The organism is Vibrio sp. vnigr-6D03 (genome assembly GCF_002835515.1).
Lineage (GTDB): Bacteria > Pseudomonadota > Gammaproteobacteria > Enterobacterales > Vibrionaceae > Vibrio > Vibrio penaeicida.
This window is the reverse complement of record NZ_PIZL01000018.1, coordinates 713-23,486: the sequence shown is the minus strand read 5'-3', so window position 1 is coordinate 23,486 and position 22,774 is coordinate 713. Positions and strand designations below refer to the sequence as shown.

Below are 22,774 nucleotides of genomic sequence, written 5' to 3'. Positions count from 1 at the left end.
TTGATGTGTTTTCGAAAAATCAAAAGCTAAGATTTGGATCAACAAAGCTAATTACCAACATCCTTTAATTACCAACAGACATTAACTACCAAAGATATCGCTCCACTTTTTTTTACATGCCTGCTCGAATGACGCATCGTTTGAGAAACCTAGCCTTGAGAGCATGGCGCTTCGCTCACTGTCACTGAAAATAAGCGCGTCGTGATTACCTGGAAGAGTACCGCGAATGACTTCCAGACAGGTCTTGTGATTGGCTGGGTCAGCGAGGTAACCGTCGAGTGTTTTATTGATTTTCCAACGTGAAGAAATACACAACCCAACGCTTTCTTGCCCACGACAGGCAGCCAGCTCAGATGCTTGGGTAAACTGGGATTTCGGGATGGTGATGTCCAGTTTATCTTCTATGTATCGGAAAAGATCCCTTTCACCATAGATATCATCACCGTGGCTAAGCCAACGGTCGATCGTTGGAAAATACAGCATGGAGTGACTCGTAGAAAATGGTGATACATCGGCAGGCAACTTGTTGTCACCCAAAATAATCGATGATGGAATATTCAGCGTTTTTGCTAACGAGTGGACAATTCGAGTTGCACTGTGGCAGCCCTTAATTGCCATGTGCGGAGTTCTCAATCGAAGGAAAGAAAACGGAACTGGCATGTATCTGGGTACATCAATACTACTTTCCACATCAATAGCGCTGGATTGTCCAGCTTTGTTCTTGTAGAAGATGTCGGTGCTGGATCCGTGTTCAAATTTCTGAGTCAGTGTAAACAGTTCTCTTAGCACGTCTTCTTGAGTGCTTGAAGATGAAATTTTCGAGCTGAAGCTTTTCATTAACCATTGGTAGTTCTCATAGGGAGCTGAATTGTAGATATAGGTAAATTTAGGTGAGAAGAACGAAGCAATATCAGTAATTGTCACCGAATCGAGTGAAGGGTGTGCGTTGATAAAACGACGAGACTTGGTATTCAACATTTCATAAGGTGTGTAAGCCATCAGAACGTTTTTCTCTTTCCACATAGAATGCAGCTCTTGAGAAGTATTATTGGTAAGGCTCCATGGAACACGGTCATTTAGATCCATCCAGAGTGCTAAGGCAATATGACTTGCGATGATCTGAGTCGTTTTATAAAAAGGAGTAGCGTGTTCCTGCCAATCTTGGCAGTTTTGCTCAATATGGTTAATTTTGCAGGTAAGTTCTGCCTTATGCCGCTCCTGATAGGGTAGGTGCTTCGTTTTCTCAGAACAGGTCTCACCAGAAATAATCGCGCATCGCTGAATATTGGGCTCTGGTTGAAAGTCTATATGGTTTCCTTGTCCAGATTCTAGGAGCTCTAATGCATCGCCCACTTTTGTGGTCAAAAACATTCTTCTGCCTTGAATCCAATCATCTACCACAGGTTGGATTCGTTTTAGTACAGGTTCTTTCGCGAGGTAGTCTTCTGTACCAATGGCGGTGACTACGGCTTTTGTTATGTGCTGGTTGTTCGGATCGGATAGGAAAGATTGGTATTTCGGAGGTATTGCACCCCAGCTGTATTGTTCAAATAAACTAGGCTCTTTAGGGGTTATTTGAGCACTGGAATTGAACGCAGAAAGCAGTGATGTCGATACCACAAAAATGGTGAAAAAGGGCTTAGAGAGTGTCACAGAAAGATCCTTGCTGGTCTAATTAATAAATAATCAGCCAAGGATGTTAATTTTATAAAATACCATTATCAATGGTGGTTTAGGGCTTCTATGATGACTGTTCAACTATAAAAACTAGATTGTAAGATATCTTATATTTGAGCTTTATATGTAAAAAATTGGTTGCAAACCAAGAGACTAAATTAACAACTTTTTCACTGAAGTCTATTAAGGTTAGGCAATTCAATCTCGTGTCAGTTTCAATTTCTCGTCACTCAAAATTCATGCAAGGTCTCTCATTTGCTTAATAAATGAGAAATTATGAAAAATATATCAGCTTTGAATCTGTTCTCCATTCCAAATTACCCACACTTTGCTTAAGACTATAGAAGCTTTTTGCTTTATCTGGTGGGGAATCAAGATGTACCTGAAGAACAATAAAGTCGCTCATTTAGAAGCGTCGGTGAGAAGGAAGCTGATTAATCTCATTCTCGTGTTAGGCAGTTTGTACAGTATCGTTGGGTTATCTGCTCTTGCGATACGTACATGGAATTATGGGCTCAACCTGACTTTAGCCATCAACTTTTTTTTGGTTTGTTGCTTATTACTCATAACGTTTCGCCGTAAAAAAATCAGAACGCATAAGAAAGCCATTTTTATTGTAGTGATCCTATTCATTAATTTTGCTTTAGGGTTTATATCGATAGGGCCTATGGCTGGCAGTATTCTGCTCTTTCCTTTGTCTATCTTTGTTGTCTCAATGTGTTTCAGCCAAACGTGGACGAATCGCTATATTGCGGCGGTGTCCATTTTTACGGTGCTGGTGGGAATTGCCTTTATAATGGACTATCTAACGCCCAAAATATTGGTGGTCGACCTGATTCACAGCCCTGCACATTGGGCGGGTTATGTGATTTGCATGATGATGTTTTTCAGTATTACCAGTTATTCACTGTATAAATATAGAGATGCCACTCGGCGTTTAATGCACGAGCTGCAGCTTCAAAGAGACTATATTCAGTGGCAAGCAAATCACGACGACCTCACTCAGTTACCGACGTTTAAATTAATGCGAGATCTTTTTTATCAGGCTCTCAAGCGGAATAAAAATACTCAGTATCATGTCGGGCTTTTATTTTTGGATTTGAATAAGTTTAAAGAAGTGAATGACACCTATGGACACGATGCTGGAGACCACTGCTTGAAAGTGACCGCAGAGCGCCTAAAAACCGTCGTGAAACATGAAGGGTTTGCGAGCCGAGTGGGTGGTGATGAGTTTATTGTGGTGCTGGAACAGGTTCGTGAAAAAGAGGATATAGAAACCATAACCAGTAAAATTCAAACGTTGATGAGTGAGCCCATCATGTACGATGGGCACTATTATACCGTTGGTGTCAGTATTGGCGCTGCCATTGCGCCGGAAAATGGGCAGGATTTAGAGCAAGTGAAAAAGGCGGCCGATAGCGCCATGTATCAAGCGAAATTGGCCAACCAGCAGCAATGCATATTTGCTTCTAGCTCTAGTTCTCGGTAACTCAATGGTTCACATGCGAGGCTAAAGGCTGGTTTGTTTGCTGACGAGCTAGCCTTTTACCTCAAGACCTACCTTTTACTTCCAACCTGCAACACGCAACCTGCTTCTTACTTTACTAACAAGTCTTTTTGCCCCCAAAACTCAGCAAACTCTTCTAATGTCATGCCTGCTTTGTTTCGTAACGTAGGGTCGCAATCATAGCCATACAAGGTAGTAGCGATAGAAAATTCTCCCTTAATCAAAGCCCCCATGATGGCGGTATTACCGCGCTTATCTTGGATGCAAGTATCTGCGCCATAGTGGAGCAATGTTTTTACGATTTCAGATTGCCCGTGGTAGGCGGCGACCATAAGTGCGGTGTAACTTTGAGCGTTTATTTGGTCAATGGGGAAGCCCGATTTCACAAAGGTACGTATAACCTCTTCTTCGCCCGTTCGAGCTGCAGCAAAGAAATATTGAATTAACGACTTTTGCTGACTCTCCAGCGAATCGGGTTGGGATGCTTGAGTTGCAAAGCTAAGTGATGGCAGCCAGATAGTGCTAACAAGCAAGATTCGGATAAGTAGGGATTTCATAGCAACCTCCTATTCTCAATAGCAATTTGTCTTAGTAGCAAGTTGTCTCAGTAGCGATTAGTTCTCGGTAGCGATTTGTTCGTAGTAGCGATCTATTCTCAGTGACTTTCTGTTCTTAGTGGCTTTTTAGTTTTAGTAAAAAGCCAAGTTTAAGGTGCCCGTACGCCACCACTCTAATTGGCAGAAAAGAGCAGGGGAAGTGGCGCACGGGGCTTAGATGTACTTATTTCATTTTTAAATCAGCTACATGTTTGCGATCTTTTTCACTTTATTGATGTCACCATTAACAGCATTGGTGATCGCCATACCGAAGTTTTCATCTGCTCGATAGAAGTGGCTGAGCATGATGTGTTTGGTTTTCTCGTCGCTCACTCGACCAAGGTCGCCGGCTAGATTCGTCACCAAATCTTCTTGCTCCTGAGGTGTTAGATTTCGGTAAAACACACCTGCTTGGAAGAAGTTACGTGGGTTACTGATGGCCTTTTGTTGCACCGTCCCTTGTAACTCTGTTTGTACGGCTCGGAACTGAGTATCTTCTGCCAGCGCTAACTGTCGACTTGGCTGATAGTTAATGTCCGACTTAGTGTTGCCGTTGTTCGATGCCCCTTCCTGATTGTGGTTAAGCACATCCACACGGGCACGGTTTATATGAAACTGCGAGTGGTTCGCTCCAAGGCGATAAAGCTGAGTATCGGCATACGAGAAAACTCGACCTTGCAATAAGCGATCTTCTGAAGGTTCTATCCCCGGAATGAGATTAGAAGGCGCAAACGCCGACTGTTCTGTCTCTTGGAAGAAGTTATCGGGTACTCGGTTTAGCGTCATGGTACCGACTTTTTTATCTTCGACATCGAGCCACATTTTGGTGGCATCCAAACCGTTGTAATCCAGCTTCATCAAAGCTTCTGGCGTTAGAACTTTTACGTACAAATCCCACTTAGGGAAATTGTCCTTATTGATCTCACTGTACAGATCATTGGTTAAATGATTGAAATCTTTACCTTGCATTTCAACCACTTCTTTCGGGCGTAATCCCTGCGTGCCTTGCTGGCTTTTCCACTGGAATTTCACGTAATTAACGTCGCCTTCGGCATTAATCCACTTAAATGCGTGAACGCCAAAACCGTCCATTTTTCGGTAGCTTGCTGGTACACCCATATTGGAATAAACCCAAGACAACATATGGGTAGACCCTGGCTCATGGCTGAAAAAGTCAAAAAAGCGATTCGGATCCTGCACATTAGATACAGGTGATGGTTTCAAAGAGTGCACCATATCCGGGAATTTAATGGCGTCACGAATAAAGAACACAGGAAGATTATTCCCAACCAGATCCCAGTTACCTTGATCCGTATAGAACTTGGTCGCGAAACCGCGAGGATCTCTTAATGTTTCCGGTGAACCTTTTGAGTGAACAACGGTAGAGAAACGCACAAAAACAGGCGTTTTCTTCCCTTTTTGGGCGAACGGTGCAGCCAAAGTGAGATCGGTATAGTCCCCACTAGACACGAACTCACCATGCACACCAGTCCCTCGGGCGTGTACGACTCTTTCTGGAATGCGCTCACGAGCAAACCTTTGAAGTTTCTGAATTAAATGCACATCCTGAAGTAAGACACTACCTGTAGGACCCGCGGTAATCGAGTTTTGGTTATCGCCAACTGGTGCGCCGTTGTCACGTGTCATTGTTGTACTATGTGCACTAGACGCAACCCCAATTGAGACGATAAGTAAGCTTTTGACGACCTGCATATTTGCTTCCTTTATATACAAGATTCAAAGCTCTTTTCTGCCAACAAGCAGTATAGGGTCTTTACATTTATGATTGGAAATAGGTTTCTTCTATAAAATCAATTGGTGATTTCTATTAATGCGAGTTCTGTGCAACTTGATGTGATATTGGTGCGAAAGGAGAGAATGAATAGCATAGCGCAAATCTAAATCAATTGACAAGTAACTCAAAAACGTGTTTTGAAACGCTATATAAATCCACAATTTAGAGCCTATCAAGAAGCAAGTGCGTGCAGTTATTCATATTGCTTGTCGTCATCCTATTATTTTTATCTCCCTTTCTTTTGTACTCAGTTTGAACAGTTTGGTGCATCGATTGGATACAGTTTTCTTGATCCGGATAGAAGCCATTTTCAATTCCTATAACCATAACTCATGGTTGCTATTACAAGGAAAGAGCTATGTCGGACGCAATTCTAAATGCACTATCAGAAAGTTTGGGTAATGGTGGAGTTAAGGTTATCGATCTTACCCAAACATTGAATGAAGAATTCCCAGCCCTTCAATTACCGGAAGAATTTGGTCAGGTTTGGGGATTTAAAAAAGAAACGATTTCTCAATACGATGAAAATGGTCCGGGCTGGTACTGGAATAACTTCCGTTGTGGGGAACATACAGGCACCCACTTCGATGCCCCCGTCCACTGGATCAGCGGAAAAGATCACCCCAAAAACTCGGTCGATACCATTCCCGTCCATAACTTTGTCGCCCCTGCTGTTGTGGTGGATGCTAGCCAAGAGGTTACTGACGACCCTGATTGGTTACTTACGGTAGATTTTCTTGAATCGTGGGAAAGCCAACACGGCACCATCCCAGAGGGGGCGTGGGTTCTGTTTCGAACAGATTGGTCGAAACGAGTGAACGACCCTACTGCTTTCTTAAACATGAAGGAAGACGGCACTCACACCCCAGGCCCTACTCAAGACGCAGTGGAATGGATGATCAACGAGAGAAACGTGCTGGGGTTCGGTGTCGAAACCATTAATACCGATGCGGGCCAGTCCTTTATTTGGCCGACGCCACTGCCTTGCCACACCCTAATGCATGGCGCCAATAAATACGGGTTGCAGTGCCTCAAAAACTTGGACCAGCTTCCTGCCACTGGTGCTTTGATTGTTGCTGCGCCACTGAAAATAGAAGGGGGTTCGGGTAGCCCGCTCCGTGTTCTTGCTTTGGTCGGCGGTTAAGCAAGGTTTAACGAATCTGAGATCGAGTATATCTGTTCATTGAATAAAGGATTAGGCAGAGGGGCAGTAGCATGAAAAAAAGCAGTATTGATGCAGATGTGATTTTTATTGGCAGCGGCATAAACACCTTAGTGTGTGCCGCGATCCTCGCAATGAACGGCAAATCCGTATTGATCTTAGAGCGCAATTCGGTGTCTGGCGGGTGCATTCGAACTGAAGAGCTTTTTCCGGATTTTCATCACGACATTATGTCGATGTGGTATCCCTTATTTGTGGGAGGGGCTGGGTATGGTGAGTTAAAGGGAGCGCTGGATGGCAAAGGGGTAGAGTTTGTTCAAAATGACTACTCAACCGGTATTGTTTTTCCAGATGGTACTGGGTTAGCGCTTAAAAGTGATATTGAAGACACAGTGAAAAGGTTAGAGGCTTGTTGTCCGGGAGATGGCAGCGCGTTCGGGACAAGCGCAGAAACGCTGTTCGGGAAAGATGCCTCTCTTACCTTTGGTTTACTCAACAACCAACCGTTCAGTTGGAACCTCATTCGATTGATTGTTAGCGAATGGAGAAAGCGCGGAACGAACGGATTACTTTCTTTTATGTCGGACTCCCTTGAAAGCTGCCGTCGATGGTCGCTTAGAACATTTCAGCATGACAAGACCCGAGCGCTGATTGCGCCTTGGGTTCTTCATACCGGTTTAGGACCAGATGAAGCCAGTTCGGCTCTGATTGGAAAGCTCACGTTCGCAGCGGTTGTCGCAGGTGGAATGCCCGTTGTGAAAGGCGGCAGCAACAAACTCGTGAATGCACTAACGCAAGTTATCGAAGAGTATGGTGGCGCTATTATTCACAACGCAAATGTAGATGAAATCGTCACCCAACCAAAGAAACGTCTCTTTTCAGCTAAAGGTGACTCCGAGGTAGCTAAGGGTGTTGTGGCAAACCAAACCCTCTATTCTGCGAAGGAATACGTGGTGTGCAACGTCGCTCCTGATCAACTTTACGGGCGCTTTTTAAAAAACAAAAAACAGGCTTCTTTAGAGGTGAGAAGACGAGCAAAAGGCTATCAATTCGGTCGGGGAGGCATGCAAGTGCATTTTGCACTCAGTGCGCCACCACCTTGGACCGAGCCGGAACTGGTGAATGTCCCTCTTGTGCATTTAACCGAAAGTATGGAGCAAGTGTGCTTGTCGGTCACACAAGCTAATAACGGCGTTATTCCTGCAAAACCGACGCTGGGAATTGGTCAGCCGACCGCTGTCGATTCTAGCCGAGCACCCGAAGGAGGCTGGATACTGTGGGTTCAGATGCAAGAACTGCCATCTAAGTTGAAAGGGGATGAACTCAATCAAATCCCAATACCCGAAGATGGTCAATGGACAGAAGAAGTCCGTGAAGCGGTCGCACAGCGTGTGCAAGATCGACTAGAAAACGTGATGCCGGGATTATCGTCATTGATTGTAGGGCGTAAATCCTACAGCCCTGCCGACTTGGAATCGTTGAACTGCAACTTAGTGGGGGGCGACCCGTATTCTGGTGTGTGTAGCCCAGATCAGTTTTTCTGGCTGCGACCGTTTGCTCCTGCTGGCTCGGCTAAATGTCATCAAACATCGGTTGAAAATGTGCTGCATATTGGCGCGAGCACCCACCCCGGCCCCGGTTTAGGTGCCACGTCGGGCTATTTGGTCGCGCGGCAACTGCTCAAGAAACGCTTTTTTTCTTCGTCTTGATTTTTTCTTCGTCTTGATTTCTTGCTTCGATAAATAGAGATTTTCCCCTCAATCAAATCACGCTTCTATCGTTTCGTTAGGGTGTGATTTTTTCGTTTACAGCGCGATTTTGCCAGCACATCCAAACTTAATTTTTTCTTATACACGAAGAAGTTATCCAGTCTCTGCACCCTCTATCCACTACTCGCGAGAAAGCGATTTTCACCCCTTCTTATCGATTGATGTTGAGCCTCTGGTGCTTTGTACTAATAGGACACAGCAAACAGAAATACTGCAACGAGCGCAGAAAGTGCTGTCGCCAATATTGCCGCAATGGCGCTGCAATCGCACCGCACACAACGCAGCAAACGCTGTTGAAAAATACGGTCAACAAGGAAGTGAGAGGAAGACATGGCTGAACGATCTTTTGTAAACGAAATGAGCAAACTTCGTTTAGGTGAAGGGGAAGTGTTTAGCGGCGAAGGGATACTCGCCGTGACGAAAGCGCTTTTGGAATCCGGTGTGAATTACGTAGCGGGTTATCAAGGTTCGCCCATATCGCATCTATTGGATGTGTTAGCCGATGCACAAGAAGTGCTGTCGGAATACGATGTGAGATTTGAAAACAGCGCAAGTGAAGCCACCGCTGCGGCAACGTTATCGGCGTCGGTTAATTACCCTCTTCGCGGTGCCATCACGTTTAAGTCGACAGTGGGCACCAACGTTGCCAGTGATGCGCTCGCCAACTTGGCTTCGGGTGGCGTAAAGGGGGGGGCGTTGATCATTGTGGGGGAAGACTACGGCGAAGGGTCTTCTATCATGCAGGAACGAAGCCACGCCTTTGCCATGAAATCGCAAATATGGTTATTGGATCCGCGCCCCAATATTCCCGCCATTGTGAATGCCGTAAAAACGGGATTCGAGCTTTCAGAAGCCAGTAACACGCCTGTTATGTTGCAAATTGGCATACGTTCTTGTCACTTACATGGGCAGTTTGAAACATCCGATAACGTTCGCGCGAAATACACACCCAAAGACGCAATAGAGAACCCGTATCGGGATATTGACCGAATTGTCTTACCCCCTGCGAGCTTTTTGCATGAAGAAGAAAAGATCACAAAGCGCTGGCCCGCCGCGGTGGAATACATTCAGCAAAACCAGCTCAACGAATTCTTTTCCGGCAAAGAAAAAAACATTGGCATTATTCTCCAAGGCGGTTGTTACAACAATGTGATTCGTGCCCTCGAAAAACTGGGTGTGAGCGACATTTATGGCGAGTCCGACATCCCTTTATACGTGTTGAACGTGACGTATCCACTGGTGGAAGAGGAGCTCGAATCCTTCTGCAAAAGTAAGGATGCGGTTCTGGTTATCGAGCAGGGGCAACCCAATTTTATCGAACAGAATATAGCCAGCATTTTTAAGCAAAGAGAAATCACCACAGAACTGCACGGTAAAGATGTGTTGCCACTAGCGGGTGAGTACAACGCCAAAACGCTGATCAAAGGGATATCGCAGTTTTTGGGGCAGTATGACATTTCACACAATACCGATTGCAAATCCATCGGCTCCAATATCTCGGTTGTTGAAATCAGTGAGCCAAGCCCTGTAAAGGAAGTCGAGCCCGAGCCGCTTAACACCCTGATTAACCCTCGCCCCCCTGGTTTTTGTACGGGCTGTCCTGAACGCCCAGTATTTACGGCATTAAAAATGTTGGAAAAAGAGATCGGAACTCATCACGTCAGTGCTGATATTGGCTGTCATTTGTTTTCCATTTTGCCGCCTTTCAATCTTGGTAACACCACAATGGGTTATGGATTGGGCGGTGCCGGCGTTTCCGCTTTTCACACCGAATCTCAAAAGCGAGCCATTGCCGTGATGGGCGACGGAGGTTTCTGGCACAACGGATTAACCAGTGGTATCGCGAATGCTGTTTTTAACAAAAGCGATCACGTGACGCTGGTGGTCGATAACCGCTATACCGCAGCAACAGGCGGGCAAGATATTTTGTCGTCCGTCGCCAAAAACGAAAGCCGCAGTACCGGGCACGATATTGAAAAAGCGGCCAAAGGCGTTGGCGTGAAATGGATAAAAACCGTTGAGCGAACTTATGACCTGAAAAACATGATGAAAACGCTCCGCGAAGCGCTCACAACGAAAGAAGGAGGTCCTAAAGTCATCGTTGCCCAAAGTGAATGTATGCTCAATAAGCAGAGAAGGGTGAAGCGACAAGTTCGAAAAGACATTGCCAATGGCGTCAGAAACATTCGCGAACGCTTTGGGATAGATTCGGATACCTGTACTGGTGATCATTCGTGTATTCGCCTTTCTGGCTGCCCATCGCTTTCCATAAAAACAAACCCCGATCCATTGAGGCAAGACCCCGTTGCCACCGTGCTCAATAGCTGCGTTGGGTGCGGCTTATGTGGCGAGGTTTCCCACGCTGCGGTGCTTTGCCCGTCATTTTATCGCGCACGAATCATTACCCACCCTAAAAAACTAGAGGCCATGTGGCAGCGCATTCAAAACAAAATTATTCACTGGCTTCAAGATATCTATGAGCGCCAAATTAGCCGCGTAGAAGGGTAAGGAGGACTTATGAATCTGAACAAACCCATTAAAATTGCCATTCTTGCTATGGGCGGAGAAGGGGGAGGCGTGTTAGCCGACTGGATCGTACATTTAGCCGAAGCGAATGGGTTTTATGCCCAAACGACATCCGTGCCTGGGGTTGCCCAACGAACCGGCTCAACCATCTATTATGTCGAGCTCTTTTCCCGAGATATTGCGGAAAAGCATAACGCCGTACCAGTATTGGCTTTAATGCCTATTCCCGAAGACGTCGATATCGTTCTCACTTCCGAACTCATGGAAGCGGGGCGAGCAATACAACGTGGGCTGGTCACGCGAGCGCAAACGGTTCTGATTTCTTCAACACACCGCGTGTATTCCTATCAAGAACGTTCCGATATGGGCGACGGGCGTGTCGACAGCCATTCTCTGATTGCGCACGCAGAAAAGTCCTCCAAGCGCTTGATCAAGTTCGATATGGCAAAAGTCGCGGCGGAAAACAAAAGCGTGATCAGCTCTGTTCTGTTTGGGGCATTGAGCGAATCGGGTGTACTGCCTTTTTCTAAAGAAGCGTTTGAACACACCATCAAACAAGGTGGCATTGGAGTAAAAGAAAGCTTAGATGCGTTTAACGCCGCGTGTCTTCTTACATCGAATGGGTCGACAGAGCAGCCCGACGCCGAGCCGACATATCAACGCCTTTCGCTTCACCCTTTAAGCCGCACCTTTCCGCAAGAGTGCCAAGCGACGATCAGTAATGGCATTGAACGACTATTGGATTATCAGGATCTGAACTACGCACAAGAATACGTCGATTTGCTGAAGGAAATGTCTCTGACTGAGCACCCACAGCTTCTAGAAGTTGTGGCGAGGCACTTGGCGCTTTGGCTCAGCTATGAAGACGTAATGAGAGTCGCGGATTTAAAAGTGCGCGCATCGCGTTTTCAACGGGTAAGAGAAGAGGTGGGCGCGACCCAAGCGCAGCTGCTGCAAATCGAGGAGTTCATGCACCCTGGGTTGGACGAAATCTGCGATCCGCTGCCCGCTTCCTTAGGGCGTTGGTTAAAGCGTTCGAAGATGCTATCAGGCTTGGTCACAAAGCTGACCCAAGAGGGGCGAGTGGTGAGAACCAGCTCGCTATCGGGATTTTTATTACTGTTTTCATTGGCGAATTGGCGTAAATGCCGCCGAATCACTCTGCGTTACAAAAACGAACGAGCCGCCATTTTGGATTGGGTTGAGCGGATCAAACGTGCCGCGCTCACCAACCCTGCGATAGCCAAAGAAATCGCCTTGTGCCAACGGTTGGTGAAGGGTTACGGAGACACACACAAACGCGGGATGAATAACTACCGACAAGTTATGTCTGTCGCCGAGCGCTACCCGAAACAATTAACACCAGATCTCTTAAGGGAGTTAAGGGAAGCCGCACTGGCCGACGAACATGGCGCCAAGCTGAACACCCTTAAAGCCCAATACTCATTAGATTAATTAGGAGGAACAATGAAACGTTCGTTTTCTTTACCTTATAAAATACGATTTTCGGACTGCGATCCGGCAGGTATCGTGTTCTATCCGCAGTACTTCGTCATGTTCAATGATCTTTTAGAAGCGTGGGTCGATTCCATATTAGAAGGCGGTTTTGCTGGCTACATTGGGCGAGCTAAATTCGGCATGCCCATTGTCCACTTAGAGGCAGATTTTACCGCAGTGAGCCAGATGGGAGACGACGTCTACCTAGAGCTCGATGTGGTACGCCTCGGAACGAAATCGTTCACCCTTGAATACCGCTGCATCGGGCAGAACGGCGATCCAAGAATGAAGGTTCAACAAACCTTAGTAACAACCTCGCTAGAAACGCACTGCTCGATTGCTATTCCTGAAGAGCTGAATGTGGCTATCCAATACTTTCTAAATACCTCTGCCCAAGAGCGGTCTTCTGAGTTGTCTTCTCCTCAAGCGATTTCTTCTCAAGAGCCTACTACGACTAACGAACTCTCTTCTTCCAATGAAGGGACGCAAAAACAAAGGAGCACTCTATGAATATTGTTTGCATTGGCGGGGGACCAGCTGGGCTGTATTTCGGCTTATTAATGAAGCTGGAGAACCCCGAAAATCGGATTGTAGTGATAGAGCGGAACCGACCCTACGACACCTTTGGCTGGGGCGTCGTATTTTCCGACGCCACGTTAGAGAACTTACAAAAAGCCGATTTGGTTTCTGCAAAAACCATTGAATCTGAATTCAGCAAATGGGGCGACATTGATATCCATTTTAAAGGCGAGGCCATACGCAGTTCAGGGCATGGGTTTATTGGTATCGGGCGAAAGAGATTACTCAATATTCTGCAAGCCCGTTGTGAAGAAGTCGGGGTCGAGTTGGTTTTTGAAACCAATGTAGAGAACGAAAAAGACATCGCTCGTGAATACGACGCGGATCTGATTATCGCTTCCGATGGCATTAACAGTGCGATTCGAACTAAATACGAATCGGAATTTAAGCCAGACATCGACGTAAGAAAGTGCCGCTTTGTCTGGCTAGGAACTGAAAAGATCTTCGATGCGTTTACCTTTTTGTTTATGCCTACCGAGTACGGTTGGTTTCAGGTCCATGCTTATCAGTTTGAAGAGGGGCGATCTACCTTTATTGTCGAAACTACAGACGACACGTTTCACAAAGCCGGCATTGATAAGATGAGCCAAGAAGAAGGCATCGAATTTTGTGAACAGTTGTTTTCCCCATGGCTGGATGGTCACAAACTGATATCTAATGCTTCCCATTTGCGCGGTTCTGCCATTTGGATTCAATTCCCTAGAGTGATTTGCGAGAACTGGGTGCATTGGATTAAACCGGATGAAAATTCCCAGAAAACCGTACCACTGGTTCTTATGGGCGATGCCGCTCACACTGCGCATTTCTCGATTGGTTCTGGCACCAAGTTAGCCTTAGAAGATGCCATAGAGCTGACTCAATGTTTAAGGCAGTCCAAATCGAACATTAAATCGGGCTTGGAATACTACAAAAAAATCCGAAACGTAGAAGTCATGAAGATCCAAAACGCGGCTAGGAACTCGACAGAGTGGTTTGAAAACGTAGAACGTTATGAAGACATGGAGCCGCAGCAGTTTGCGTATTCTTTGCTGACGCGCTCTCAGCGGATCTCTCATGAAAACCTCCGTCTACGTGATCCTGCGTGGATTAATCGCTACGAAAAATGGTTGCAACAGGCTCAAAGTGACAAAACGAGTCATGGTAGCTCGGCGCCTTTGCTGTCTCCCTATCAGGCTCGGGGTATTACCTTGGCTAACCGAGTGGTTGTGTCGCCAACGCTTTTATACAGCGCCAACAATGGTATGCCCTCAGACATGCATACGGTGCATTTAGGTGCCCGTGCCCTAGGTGGTGCAGGGCTTGTGATGACCGAGATGGTGTCGGTGTCGAAAAGTGGCCGCGTTACAGAAGGCTGCGCTGGGATTTGGAATGAAGAACAGCAGCACAAGTGGGCAGACATTACCGCCTACGTTCACGAAAACAGCTCAGCACGCATTGGGATTCAGTTAGGGCACGCAGGGCGTCGCGGTTCCACTCAACTCGGCTGGGAAAAACCGGATCACCCGCTAAAAGAAGGCAACTGGATGACGGTGTCTGCTTCTCCTATTCCTTACTTACCCAACGTTAGCCCAGTGCCGAGAGAAATGACGGGCGAAGACATGGTCAATATTATTCAAGATTTTGTGGACGCCACCAAAAGAGCCGATGAAGCGGGGTTTGATTGGATAGAGCTTCAAGCAAGCCAAGGGTATCTGCTGTCGAGCTTTGTTTCGCCTATCAGTAATACCCGTTCAGATCGCTACGGAGGCGCGTTAACGAACCGAGTCCGGTTCCCTATCGAAGTGTTTGCTGCCGTTCGTGAAGCTTGGCCACAAGACAAACCAATTTCCGTTCGTATCTCTGCAACCGATTGGGTGGAGAGCGGCACCACAGTCGATGAAGCGATAGAAATATCTCGCCTCTTTAAACAAGCGGGTGCCGACATGATCGTGGTATCAACTGGTGAAGTAACACCAGAGCAGCAACCCGTGTACGGGCGTATGTATCAAACCCCAATGTCGGATCGGATCCGCAACGAAGGCGACGTGCCCACCATCGCGGTCGGCAACATTACAGACGCGGACCAAGTTAATAGCATTATCGCGGCGGGTCGGGCCGATCTGTGTGCGTTAGCTCGCCCTTTTATGCTCAACCCAAATTGGTTGATAGAAGAGTGCAACCGTATGGATTGGCCTTTGCCATTGCCTCGCCCTTATCTAGCGGCTTTACCTAAAGATCGCAGAGTGCTTGAAACGGAAAGATCCAACAAATAAACGTTACTTAACGCGAAACGTTATCCCTTTAAAGGAGAAACACCATGTCTACCGAAAATTACGATGATTATCTTGAAGACGTGATCGGTCGAGCCAATGTGGCCGATACCCCTGAATTGGTTTCTTATTACAAAGATCTTAAAACGCTTAATACGGGCGCACTTTGGACGGTGGCGAACAAAATAGAACCTTGGGAGCCAAAATCGGAGTCTGAACCTGTGTTGTGGCGTTACGAAGAACTTCGCAGCAAAGTACTTAAGTCGGCGGAGCTGGTCACCCCAGAACAAGCGGGCAGACGCGTTGTTTACTTAAATAACCCGGGTCGCCAAGACGTTGCCGCTGCAGTGGGTTGGTTGTATTCAGGGTTACAAGTGATGTTCCCCGGAGAGGCAGCCAGTGCTCATGCGCATTCTTCTTCTGCTCTCAGATTTATTATGGAAGGCAGTGGCGCTTACACCATTGTGGACGGGCAAAAAATGCCTCTTGGCGCTAACGACTTTGTACTCACCCCCAATGGTACGTGGCACGAGCATGGAGTTGAAGAAGGTGGCACGCCGTGTATTTGGCAAGATGGGCTCGACATTCCTTTGGTTAACGCATTTGAAGCGGGCTTTTATGAAGTTCACCCAGACTTAAATCAGGCGATCACGCAGCCCGTTGATAACTCCATTGGGCTTTGGGCTGGGCGAGCACTGCGCCCTCAAAACGTGAGTTGGGATAAGCCCTATTCCCCATTATTTAAATACCAATGGGAACCCACCTACGACGCGCTAACTAAGATGGCGGCGGTGTCCGATGGTAACCCTTACGACGATATTTTAATGCATTACACCAACCCTGTTACAGGGGGGCACGTGATGAAAACCATGGGCGCGAGTATGCAAATGCTACGACCCGGGTTCAAGGGCAAAGCGCACCGCCACACAGGCAGCTTTATCTACCATGTTGCAAAAGGGAAGGGGCATTCCATCATTAACGGCAAACGTTTTGATTGGAAAGAAAGAGACATCTTCTGTGTGCCTTCGTGGGCATTTCATGAACATGTGAACGCCTCTGATACGGAAGATGCGTGCCTGTTTTGCTTCAGCGATTTGCCCACCATTGAAGCTCTGGGTTTGTATCGAGAGGAAGCACTCGCAGAAAACGATGGGCATCAACCCGTATCGAATAGCTAATTTAATCAGCCTAAACAAATAGGCTATTCAGTCAAATATTCACACGAAAAAAAGGAATTTATTATGCGTCTCGTTACTTTTCGCCCACACATTCAATCGGAATCGCGTTTGGGGGCATTAGTCGATAACCAAGTGATTGATCTATCCAAACTCGCAAGCCACAACAATATTGATTTACCCAGTTGCATGCAGTCTTTTATCGAGCTAGGACCGAATGCCATTCGCGTTGCTACGGAACTGCTCGAAAGCCACGATAAAAATTGGCCAGCGGACAGCTGTACTCCGCTTGCTAATGCGTTATTACTCGCTCCGATCCCCCGTCCTAAGAAGAACATTTTTGGAATTGGTTTGAACTACGTTGAGCATGTTGCTGAATCGAGCCGTACTTTGGATACCGACAAAGCTTTGCCGAAAGAGCCAGTGATTTTCTCAAAACCGCCCACGACGGTGATAGGCCCGAATGATGTGATTGAGCACAATGCCGAGATCACCCAACAGTTGGATTGGGAAGTCGAACTGGCGGTTGTTATGGGCACCAAAGCCAAAGGGGTGTCGGAAGAGTCCGCGCTGGATTACGTGTTTGGTTACAGCTTGCTTATTGATATGAGTGCCAGAGATTGCCGCCGTGCAGGTCAATGGATCTATTCAAAAGGGCAAGACACGTTCGCACCCTTTGGCCCGTGCATTGTCACGGCAGATGAAATCCCTGATCCACAGAATTTGAATTTGAGTTTAAAGGTGAATGGTGAGACGAAACAGGATTCGAATACTCGTCATATGCTTTTTAAAGTGAACGAACTCATCAACGACATCAGCAAAGGGATCACACTCGAACCCGGCGACATTATTGCAACGGGAACGCCAGAAGGTGTGGGGGCTGGGCGTGAACCTCAAGAGTGGGTTTGGCCCGGTGATGTAATTGAGGCTGAGCTTGAGCACGTAGGCAGCCTCAGACATTCCGTTGTTGCGGCAAAGTGAGGGGGCGTTATGCCAGCATTAGAACTGAATGTGTTTAAAGCTGCCGCCATTCAAGCTGCGCCTGTTTTCCTCGATACAGACGCGACCGTTGATAAGGCATGCGATCTCATCGAAGAGGCGGCGTTAGAGGGTGCTACACTGATTGCGTTTCCTGAAGTCTTCATTCCCGGTTACCCCTATTGGAACTGGATCATGACGCCGCCAGAAGGCAGCCCATGGTTTGAAAAGCTGTGTAAGTGTGCAATTGAGATCCCTGGTCCGGAAATCGAGAAAATTGCTCAGCAAGCCGCTCGTTTTAAGGCGAATGTAGTGATTGGTGTGAACGAGCGAAGTTCGGTGGGCGTTGGGACGCTTTATAACACGATTGTAATTATCAGCGATGAGGGCGAGATAATAGGGAAGCACCGAAAGCTCGTGCCAACGTGGGCGGAAAAGCTCACTTGGGCACCGGGAGACGGTTCGCAACTGAAAGTGCATAAAACGTCGGTTGGTCCGCTTGGGGCGTTAGCTTGTGGTGAGAATACCAATACTCTGGCTCGCTTCTCTTTGCTTGCTCAGGGGGAACTGATGCATGTCGCAAACTACATTTCATTGCCCGTCGCACCGCCAGATTACAATATGGCAGAAGCCATAAAGCTCCGATCTTCTGCGCATTCGTTTGAAGGTAAGGTGTTTACGGCGGTGTCTTGCTCGACCGTTTCGCAGGAAATCATCGACACATTTAAAGAGACGCACCCAGAATCTGAAGCGCTCTTGAAGCGAAATAGCAGTGCGTTCACTGGGTTTATTGGCCCCGATGGACGCGTAATAGGTGAGCCTCTCATTGATGAAGAAGGTATTGTTTATGCGGAGATTGATCTAAACAAGTGTATTCAACCAAGGCAGATGCATGACATAACGGGGCACTACAATCGATTCGACGTGTTCCAACTTCATGTGAATCGCAATCCGATTCAGCCTGCCCATTTTTACGATGGTGATGAACAAGCCTCGAATAATGTCGCCTTGGATAATTCCGCAGAAACAAGTACAGATAAAACTCATTCAGTAAAGGAGCGTGACTTATGACGGCAAAACAACGTTTCCGTATTGGTCAAATTGTTCCGTCTTCCAACATTACAATGGAAACGGAAGTCCCCGCGATTTTCCGAGCGCGAGAAAGTGTTCACCCTGAACGATTTACTTTTCATTCTTCGCGAATGCGAATGAAGAACGTGACTAAATCTGAATTGGAAAAAATGGACAGCGACAGCTTGCGGTGCGCGTTGGAATTGTCCGATGCGCACGTGGATGTGATGGGGTATGCCTGCTTGGTTGCGATAATGAGTATGGGGCGAGAGTATCACCGAGAATCGGAAAAACGCTTGGGTGATGTGGCGACACAAAATGGGGCTAGCTGCCCTGTAGTGACGAGCGCTGGCGCATTGGTTGAAGGGCTTCATGCATTAAGAGCTAAAAGAATATCGCTGTTGGCACCATACATGAAACCGCTCACCGCGCTTGTGATTGATTATATTGAAAGTGAGGGGATTGAAGTGGTTGATAGCCTTTCATTGGAGATATCGAATAACTTAGAGGTAGGTACACAAAATCCGAAAGCGCCTATTGAGATAACCAAGAAGCTGCAAACTTCTGGGGTAGACGTGCTGGTGGCGTCTGCATGCGTACAGATGCCTTCCTTACCTTCGATACAGCCTATCGAAGATCGCATTGGTATCCCTGTTATTTCTTCATCCGTTGCTACCGCATACAAAATGATGAAAGAGCTAGGCATTGACACCCACGTTCCTGATTTTGGGTCACTGCTTTCAGGAAAATACTAAGGATTTCAGATCATAAGGATCTTAGAGTTCCGAACGGGAAGCGGCTCGAACAATAAAAGCATATACCCTTAACCGAGCACTACATTTCTGTCTGTCTCCCCCAAGGCAGGCAGCTTTTTTATGCTTTATACGTATACATTTCACCGTTGCGATACTTCATCATTTCTTACTGTACATACAACCAATCTGATACTTTTTTGTACAATCTCGTTTTAGCTCGACATTTTCCAGACTTCACAACCCTATGAAATCAATTTCGTGGCATAATCGTATGAATTTAAAATAGTTTAAGAACAGAGCGTAAGCATGTTAGGTGGATACAAGCTATAGAGATAGGCGGATTGTATCTGTCTAATAAGTTGTTATAGCGCTTTGATAATTCAAGGTTTGTCAGGTTCTCGAAAGTTGCTGGCTTCAGTGTTTTTGAGTTTGATTCCTAAACCAGCACCAAGATGGAAAAGTCGTCGCAAACCAAGTTGCTGAAAGTTTTAAAACCAATTGAATTCACTGAATTTTGAAGCTTTGCTCTAGGCTCGTTTCCCTAAATTCTCGACTGAATCGGTGTTTTGGGCTTTGTGGTCTGGTTGCAGTAAGTTTTGTTGTTTAAGATGCTGTTTATTGAATGCATCCTAAGTGCTTCATTGCCAAGCGAGTTTTTTGTTTGTATCGCTCTAACAAGCGCTTCAAGCCAACCGCCAACGCGTGGCATTTTTGGTTTGCAGGAAAAATTGTGTTTAAGGCGCAATGCGGTAGCCGTTGTATTGCGTTGGCAGCGGCTTAAGCGGGCGTTAGTTTGCAAAGGGTAGAAAAGCATTAATGGTCTAAAAGCTTGGTTCTGCATCCTTGCTATTCACCTGTAAGCCCCCCCAAATATTTGTCATCGAATTCTCATCACACGTAGCCAATTTTGTGGTTAATTGGCTGCCGTGTTATTCATTTCTTTTGCGTTGGTAAGGTTCGTTTCTCAACGTTCTTTAGCGCTGTCTCTTTGGTTCTGAAATATCATCGGTAAGCTTTGAAGTTCGCTGCTTGTGGTCGTTAAGTTCTACGAAAGTCTTCTTAGCCAAGTTCGTCTGTTGATTGGATTTGAGTTCTGTAGTTTCCAGTTTTATCTCTGCGTTCAAAGCCAGTGATTTCGTCTCTAGTTCAGCACCTTGGCGCTAAACCTGGGCTTCATCACGGTGGCAAACTAACAAGCAATTTAAGCAGACTGCCAACGCTTGGCATTTTCAACTCGGTTTAGGTGCAGTGATTATGGTGGTAAATTTGAGTGTATTGGTAGCGTTGTCAGCTACTTAATTGGGCGTTATAGCGCTTTAATAATTAAAGGTTTTTAAGGAATTCGAAAGTTGTTGGCTTCAGTGTTTTTGAGTTCGATTCCTTAGCCTGAGTCAAGGTGGTAAATCCTCGCAAGCCAAGCCGTTGTAGGTTTCAAAACCATTCAGCTTCATCAGGTTTTGAAGTTTGGCTTCCGGCTCGTTTCCCTAAATTCTCGACTGAATCGGTGTTTTGGGCTTTGTGGTCTGGTTGCAGAAGGTTTTGTTGGTTAAGATGCCTTTCATTGAATGCAAGCTAAGTGCTTCATTGCCAAGCGAGTTTTTTGTTTGTATCGCTCTAACAAACAGTTCAAGCAGACCAAAAACGCGTGGCATTTTTAGTTTGCGTTGGGTTTAGTGGTTAGGGTAGTTTGCAGAAACAGCATTTGTGCGTTTTTGGCTACTTAACTGGGCGTTAGCTTAATAATTTAGGTAATGGAGATAGAGTTGTATAAAGACTACCTTGAATACTTGCATCAAGACAAACCTGATGCTCTTTGGCATTACACATCATTTGATGCAATCAATAACATTGTAAAAGGAAGTGGGAAACTATCTTTTTGGGTTAGTGAAATAAATTTTCTCAATGATCATCAGGAGTATTTTCATGGGTTCAGAGTGCTCAAAGATGTTTTCACTGAGTTTAAAGTTGAAAATCAAGGAAATCCCCTAATCCTACAACATTTAGGTGGTTTAGAATCTTTTTTCCGATTCACTGAAACAATTGGAACAAACTTGTCCTTCGCGCAGGACGCTGGAGTTTTTGTTCTTTCATTGACAAGTCAGAAAGATCTATTGAGTCAGTGGAGAGCTTATACCCCTAATGGGCATGGTGTCTCTATAGGTATTTCTCCAAACTTTGAATCAGAGCTTAATACTAAGAGCCTTCTTTACCCAGTTATATATGATGATGAATTTAAATATGAATATGCTAAAGATTTATTGACAGACTATATCAATGAACCCATGTCTCCGAACGGTGATAATCAGTCCGCAATCTCAGACTTTATTTCGAAAGCTCAAGTTGCATGTACACTAATGAAAGATGCAGGCTTTAAGGAAGAGTGTGAGTGGCGGTACGTTGTCTATGGGCAAGAACATATAAATATCCACTTACGTAGTTCTGACTATTTCTTAATTCCTTATGTTCGGCTAAATGTTAATAGCAGTTGTGTAAAGGAATTGATCATTGGTCCAAACCCTCATTCGGATCTTGCGAAAAAATCACTCGAGTTGCTGCTTGCTAAATCCAATTTATCGGCAGTGCAAGTAACAAAAACACCGATACCTTATCGTGGCAATTAAGCTAACAAACTGTTCAAGAGGGATTCGCAACGCGTGGCATTTTTACTATGCGTTGGTTAAAGTGATTAAGGTGGTTTGCGGCAGCTTCAGTATTGCGTTGCTAACCCCTTAACAGGGCGTTATAGCGCTTTGATAATTTAAGGGTTGTAAGGTTCTCGAAAATTGCTGGCTTCAGCGTTTTTCGTTCGATATCTCAACCTGAATCAAGGTGGTAAAAGCGCCGCAAGCCAAGTTGCTGTAGGATATTCAAGCTAATAGAGGTCATCGTATCTTGAAGCTTGGTTTTTGGTTTGTTTTTCTAAATTCTCGACAGAATCGGTGTTTTGGGTTTCGTGGTCTGGTTGCAGAAGGGTTTGTTGGCTAAGATGGCGTCCATTGAATGCAAGTTAAATGCGTCACTGCCAAGTTAGTTTGTTATTCGTTGCGCTACAACAAACAGTTCAAGCAGACCAAAAACGCGTGGCATTTTTAGTTTGCGTTGAGTTTAGTGGTTAGGGTAGTTTGCAGAAACAGCATTTGTGTGTTTTTGGCTACTTAACTGGGCGTTATAGCGCTTTGATAATTCAAGGGCTGTCAGGTTCTCGAAAGTTGCTGGCTTTAGGGTTTTTGAGTTCGATTCCTTAACTTGATTCAAAGTGGGAAATTCTCAGCAAACCAAGTCGTTACAAGCTTTCAAAATTAATTGGGTTCAGTGAATTTTGAAGCTTTGCTCTTGGTTCGTTTTTCTAAATTTTCGACTGATCCGGTGTTTTGGGTTCTGTGGTCTGGTTGCAGCAGGTTTTGTTGGCTAAGATGTTGTTCATTGAATGCAAGCTAA

General features: G+C 45.9%; 16 protein-coding genes. 12 read left to right on the top strand and 4 right to left on the bottom strand.

What is annotated here, in order from left to right:
- Positions 1 to 81: 81 nt before the first annotated feature.
- On the bottom strand, positions 82 to 1,653 hold the full coding sequence (locus CW749_RS14555) for a hypothetical protein (RefSeq protein WP_101112992.1): 1,572 nt from the start codon (positions 1,651 to 1,653) through the stop codon (positions 82 to 84).
- Positions 1,654 to 2,053: 400 nt separating this feature from the next.
- On the opposite strand from CW749_RS14555, the gene CW749_RS14550 reads away from it, so the two are divergent.
- Positions 2,054 to 3,166, top strand: a complete 1,113-nt coding sequence (locus CW749_RS14550; protein WP_101112991.1) for a GGDEF domain-containing protein — start codon at positions 2,054 to 2,056, stop codon at positions 3,164 to 3,166.
- Positions 3,167 to 3,273: 107 nt separating this feature from the next.
- Here the strand turns inward: CW749_RS14550 and CW749_RS14545 are convergent, their stop codons facing one another.
- Positions 3,274 to 3,741 (bottom strand): ankyrin repeat domain-containing protein, encoded by a 468-nt coding sequence (locus CW749_RS14545; protein WP_101112990.1) that lies wholly within the window; start codon positions 3,739 to 3,741, stop codon positions 3,274 to 3,276.
- A gap of 243 nt (positions 3,742 to 3,984) precedes the next feature.
- Positions 3,985 to 5,493: a catalase gene (locus CW749_RS14540; protein ID WP_101112989.1), complete on the bottom strand. Its 1,509-nt coding sequence runs from the start codon at positions 5,491 to 5,493 to the stop codon at positions 3,985 to 3,987.
- Between the two features lie 440 nt (positions 5,494 to 5,933).
- Between CW749_RS14540 and CW749_RS14535 the strand changes: the two genes are divergently transcribed.
- Positions 5,934 to 6,719, top strand: a complete 786-nt coding sequence (locus CW749_RS14535) for a cyclase family protein (protein ID WP_101112988.1) — start codon at positions 5,934 to 5,936, stop codon at positions 6,717 to 6,719.
- Positions 6,720 to 6,790: 71 nt separating this feature from the next.
- Positions 6,791 to 8,446 (top strand): NAD(P)/FAD-dependent oxidoreductase, encoded by a 1,656-nt coding sequence (locus CW749_RS14530; protein WP_101112987.1) that lies wholly within the window; start codon positions 6,791 to 6,793, stop codon positions 8,444 to 8,446.
- Positions 8,447 to 8,691: 245 nt separating this feature from the next.
- On the opposite strand, the gene CW749_RS28205 is transcribed toward CW749_RS14530, so the two are convergent.
- Entirely contained in the window at positions 8,692 to 8,838 is a 147-nt protein-coding gene (locus tag CW749_RS28205; protein ID WP_180958412.1) for a hypothetical protein, read from the bottom strand.
- On the opposite strand from CW749_RS28205, the gene CW749_RS14525 reads away from it, so the two are divergent.
- From CW749_RS14525 to CW749_RS14480, 9 genes are all read left to right on the top strand, one after another.
- Positions 8,837 to 11,014, top strand: coding sequence for an indolepyruvate ferredoxin oxidoreductase subunit alpha (locus CW749_RS14525; RefSeq protein WP_101112986.1), 2,178 nt, complete (start codon positions 8,837 to 8,839; stop codon positions 11,012 to 11,014). The two genes, CW749_RS28205 and CW749_RS14525, sit on opposite strands and share 2 nt — an antisense overlap.
- A gap of 9 nt (positions 11,015 to 11,023) precedes the next feature.
- Positions 11,024 to 12,487 carry an indolepyruvate oxidoreductase subunit beta family protein gene (locus CW749_RS14520; RefSeq protein WP_101112985.1) on the top strand — a complete coding sequence of 488 codons (1,464 nt, stop codon included), beginning with the start codon at positions 11,024 to 11,026 and terminating at the stop codon, positions 12,485 to 12,487.
- A gap of 12 nt (positions 12,488 to 12,499) precedes the next feature.
- Complete coding sequence (locus CW749_RS14515; RefSeq protein ID WP_101112984.1) at positions 12,500 to 13,039, top strand: acyl-CoA thioesterase; 540 nt, start codon at positions 12,500 to 12,502, stop codon at positions 13,037 to 13,039.
- Entirely contained in the window at positions 13,036 to 15,360 is a 2,325-nt protein-coding gene (locus CW749_RS14510) for a bifunctional salicylyl-CoA 5-hydroxylase/oxidoreductase (RefSeq protein WP_101112983.1), read from the top strand. Before CW749_RS14515 ends, CW749_RS14510 begins: the two co-directional genes overlap by 4 nt.
- A gap of 44 nt (positions 15,361 to 15,404) precedes the next feature.
- Positions 15,405 to 16,535, top strand: a complete 1,131-nt coding sequence (locus CW749_RS14505; protein WP_101112982.1) for a cupin domain-containing protein — start codon at positions 15,405 to 15,407, stop codon at positions 16,533 to 16,535.
- A gap of 63 nt (positions 16,536 to 16,598) precedes the next feature.
- Positions 16,599 to 17,513 carry a fumarylacetoacetate hydrolase family protein gene (locus CW749_RS14500; protein ID WP_101112981.1) on the top strand — a complete coding sequence of 305 codons (915 nt, stop codon included), beginning with the start codon at positions 16,599 to 16,601 and terminating at the stop codon, positions 17,511 to 17,513.
- Between the two features lie 9 nt (positions 17,514 to 17,522).
- A complete protein-coding gene (locus tag CW749_RS14495; protein ID WP_101112980.1) occupies positions 17,523 to 18,581 on the top strand; it encodes a carbon-nitrogen hydrolase family protein in 1,059 nt (352 codons plus the stop codon).
- Positions 18,578 to 19,336 carry an aspartate/glutamate racemase family protein gene (locus CW749_RS14490; protein ID WP_101112979.1) on the top strand — a complete coding sequence of 253 codons (759 nt, stop codon included), beginning with the start codon at positions 18,578 to 18,580 and terminating at the stop codon, positions 19,334 to 19,336. The genes CW749_RS14495 and CW749_RS14490 overlap by 4 nt, the downstream gene beginning before the upstream one ends.
- A 1,763-nt stretch (positions 19,337 to 21,099) precedes the next feature.
- Positions 21,100 to 21,957, top strand: coding sequence for a DUF2971 domain-containing protein (locus CW749_RS14480; protein WP_180758396.1), 858 nt, complete (start codon positions 21,100 to 21,102; stop codon positions 21,955 to 21,957).
- Positions 21,958 to 22,774 lie beyond the last annotated feature (817 nt).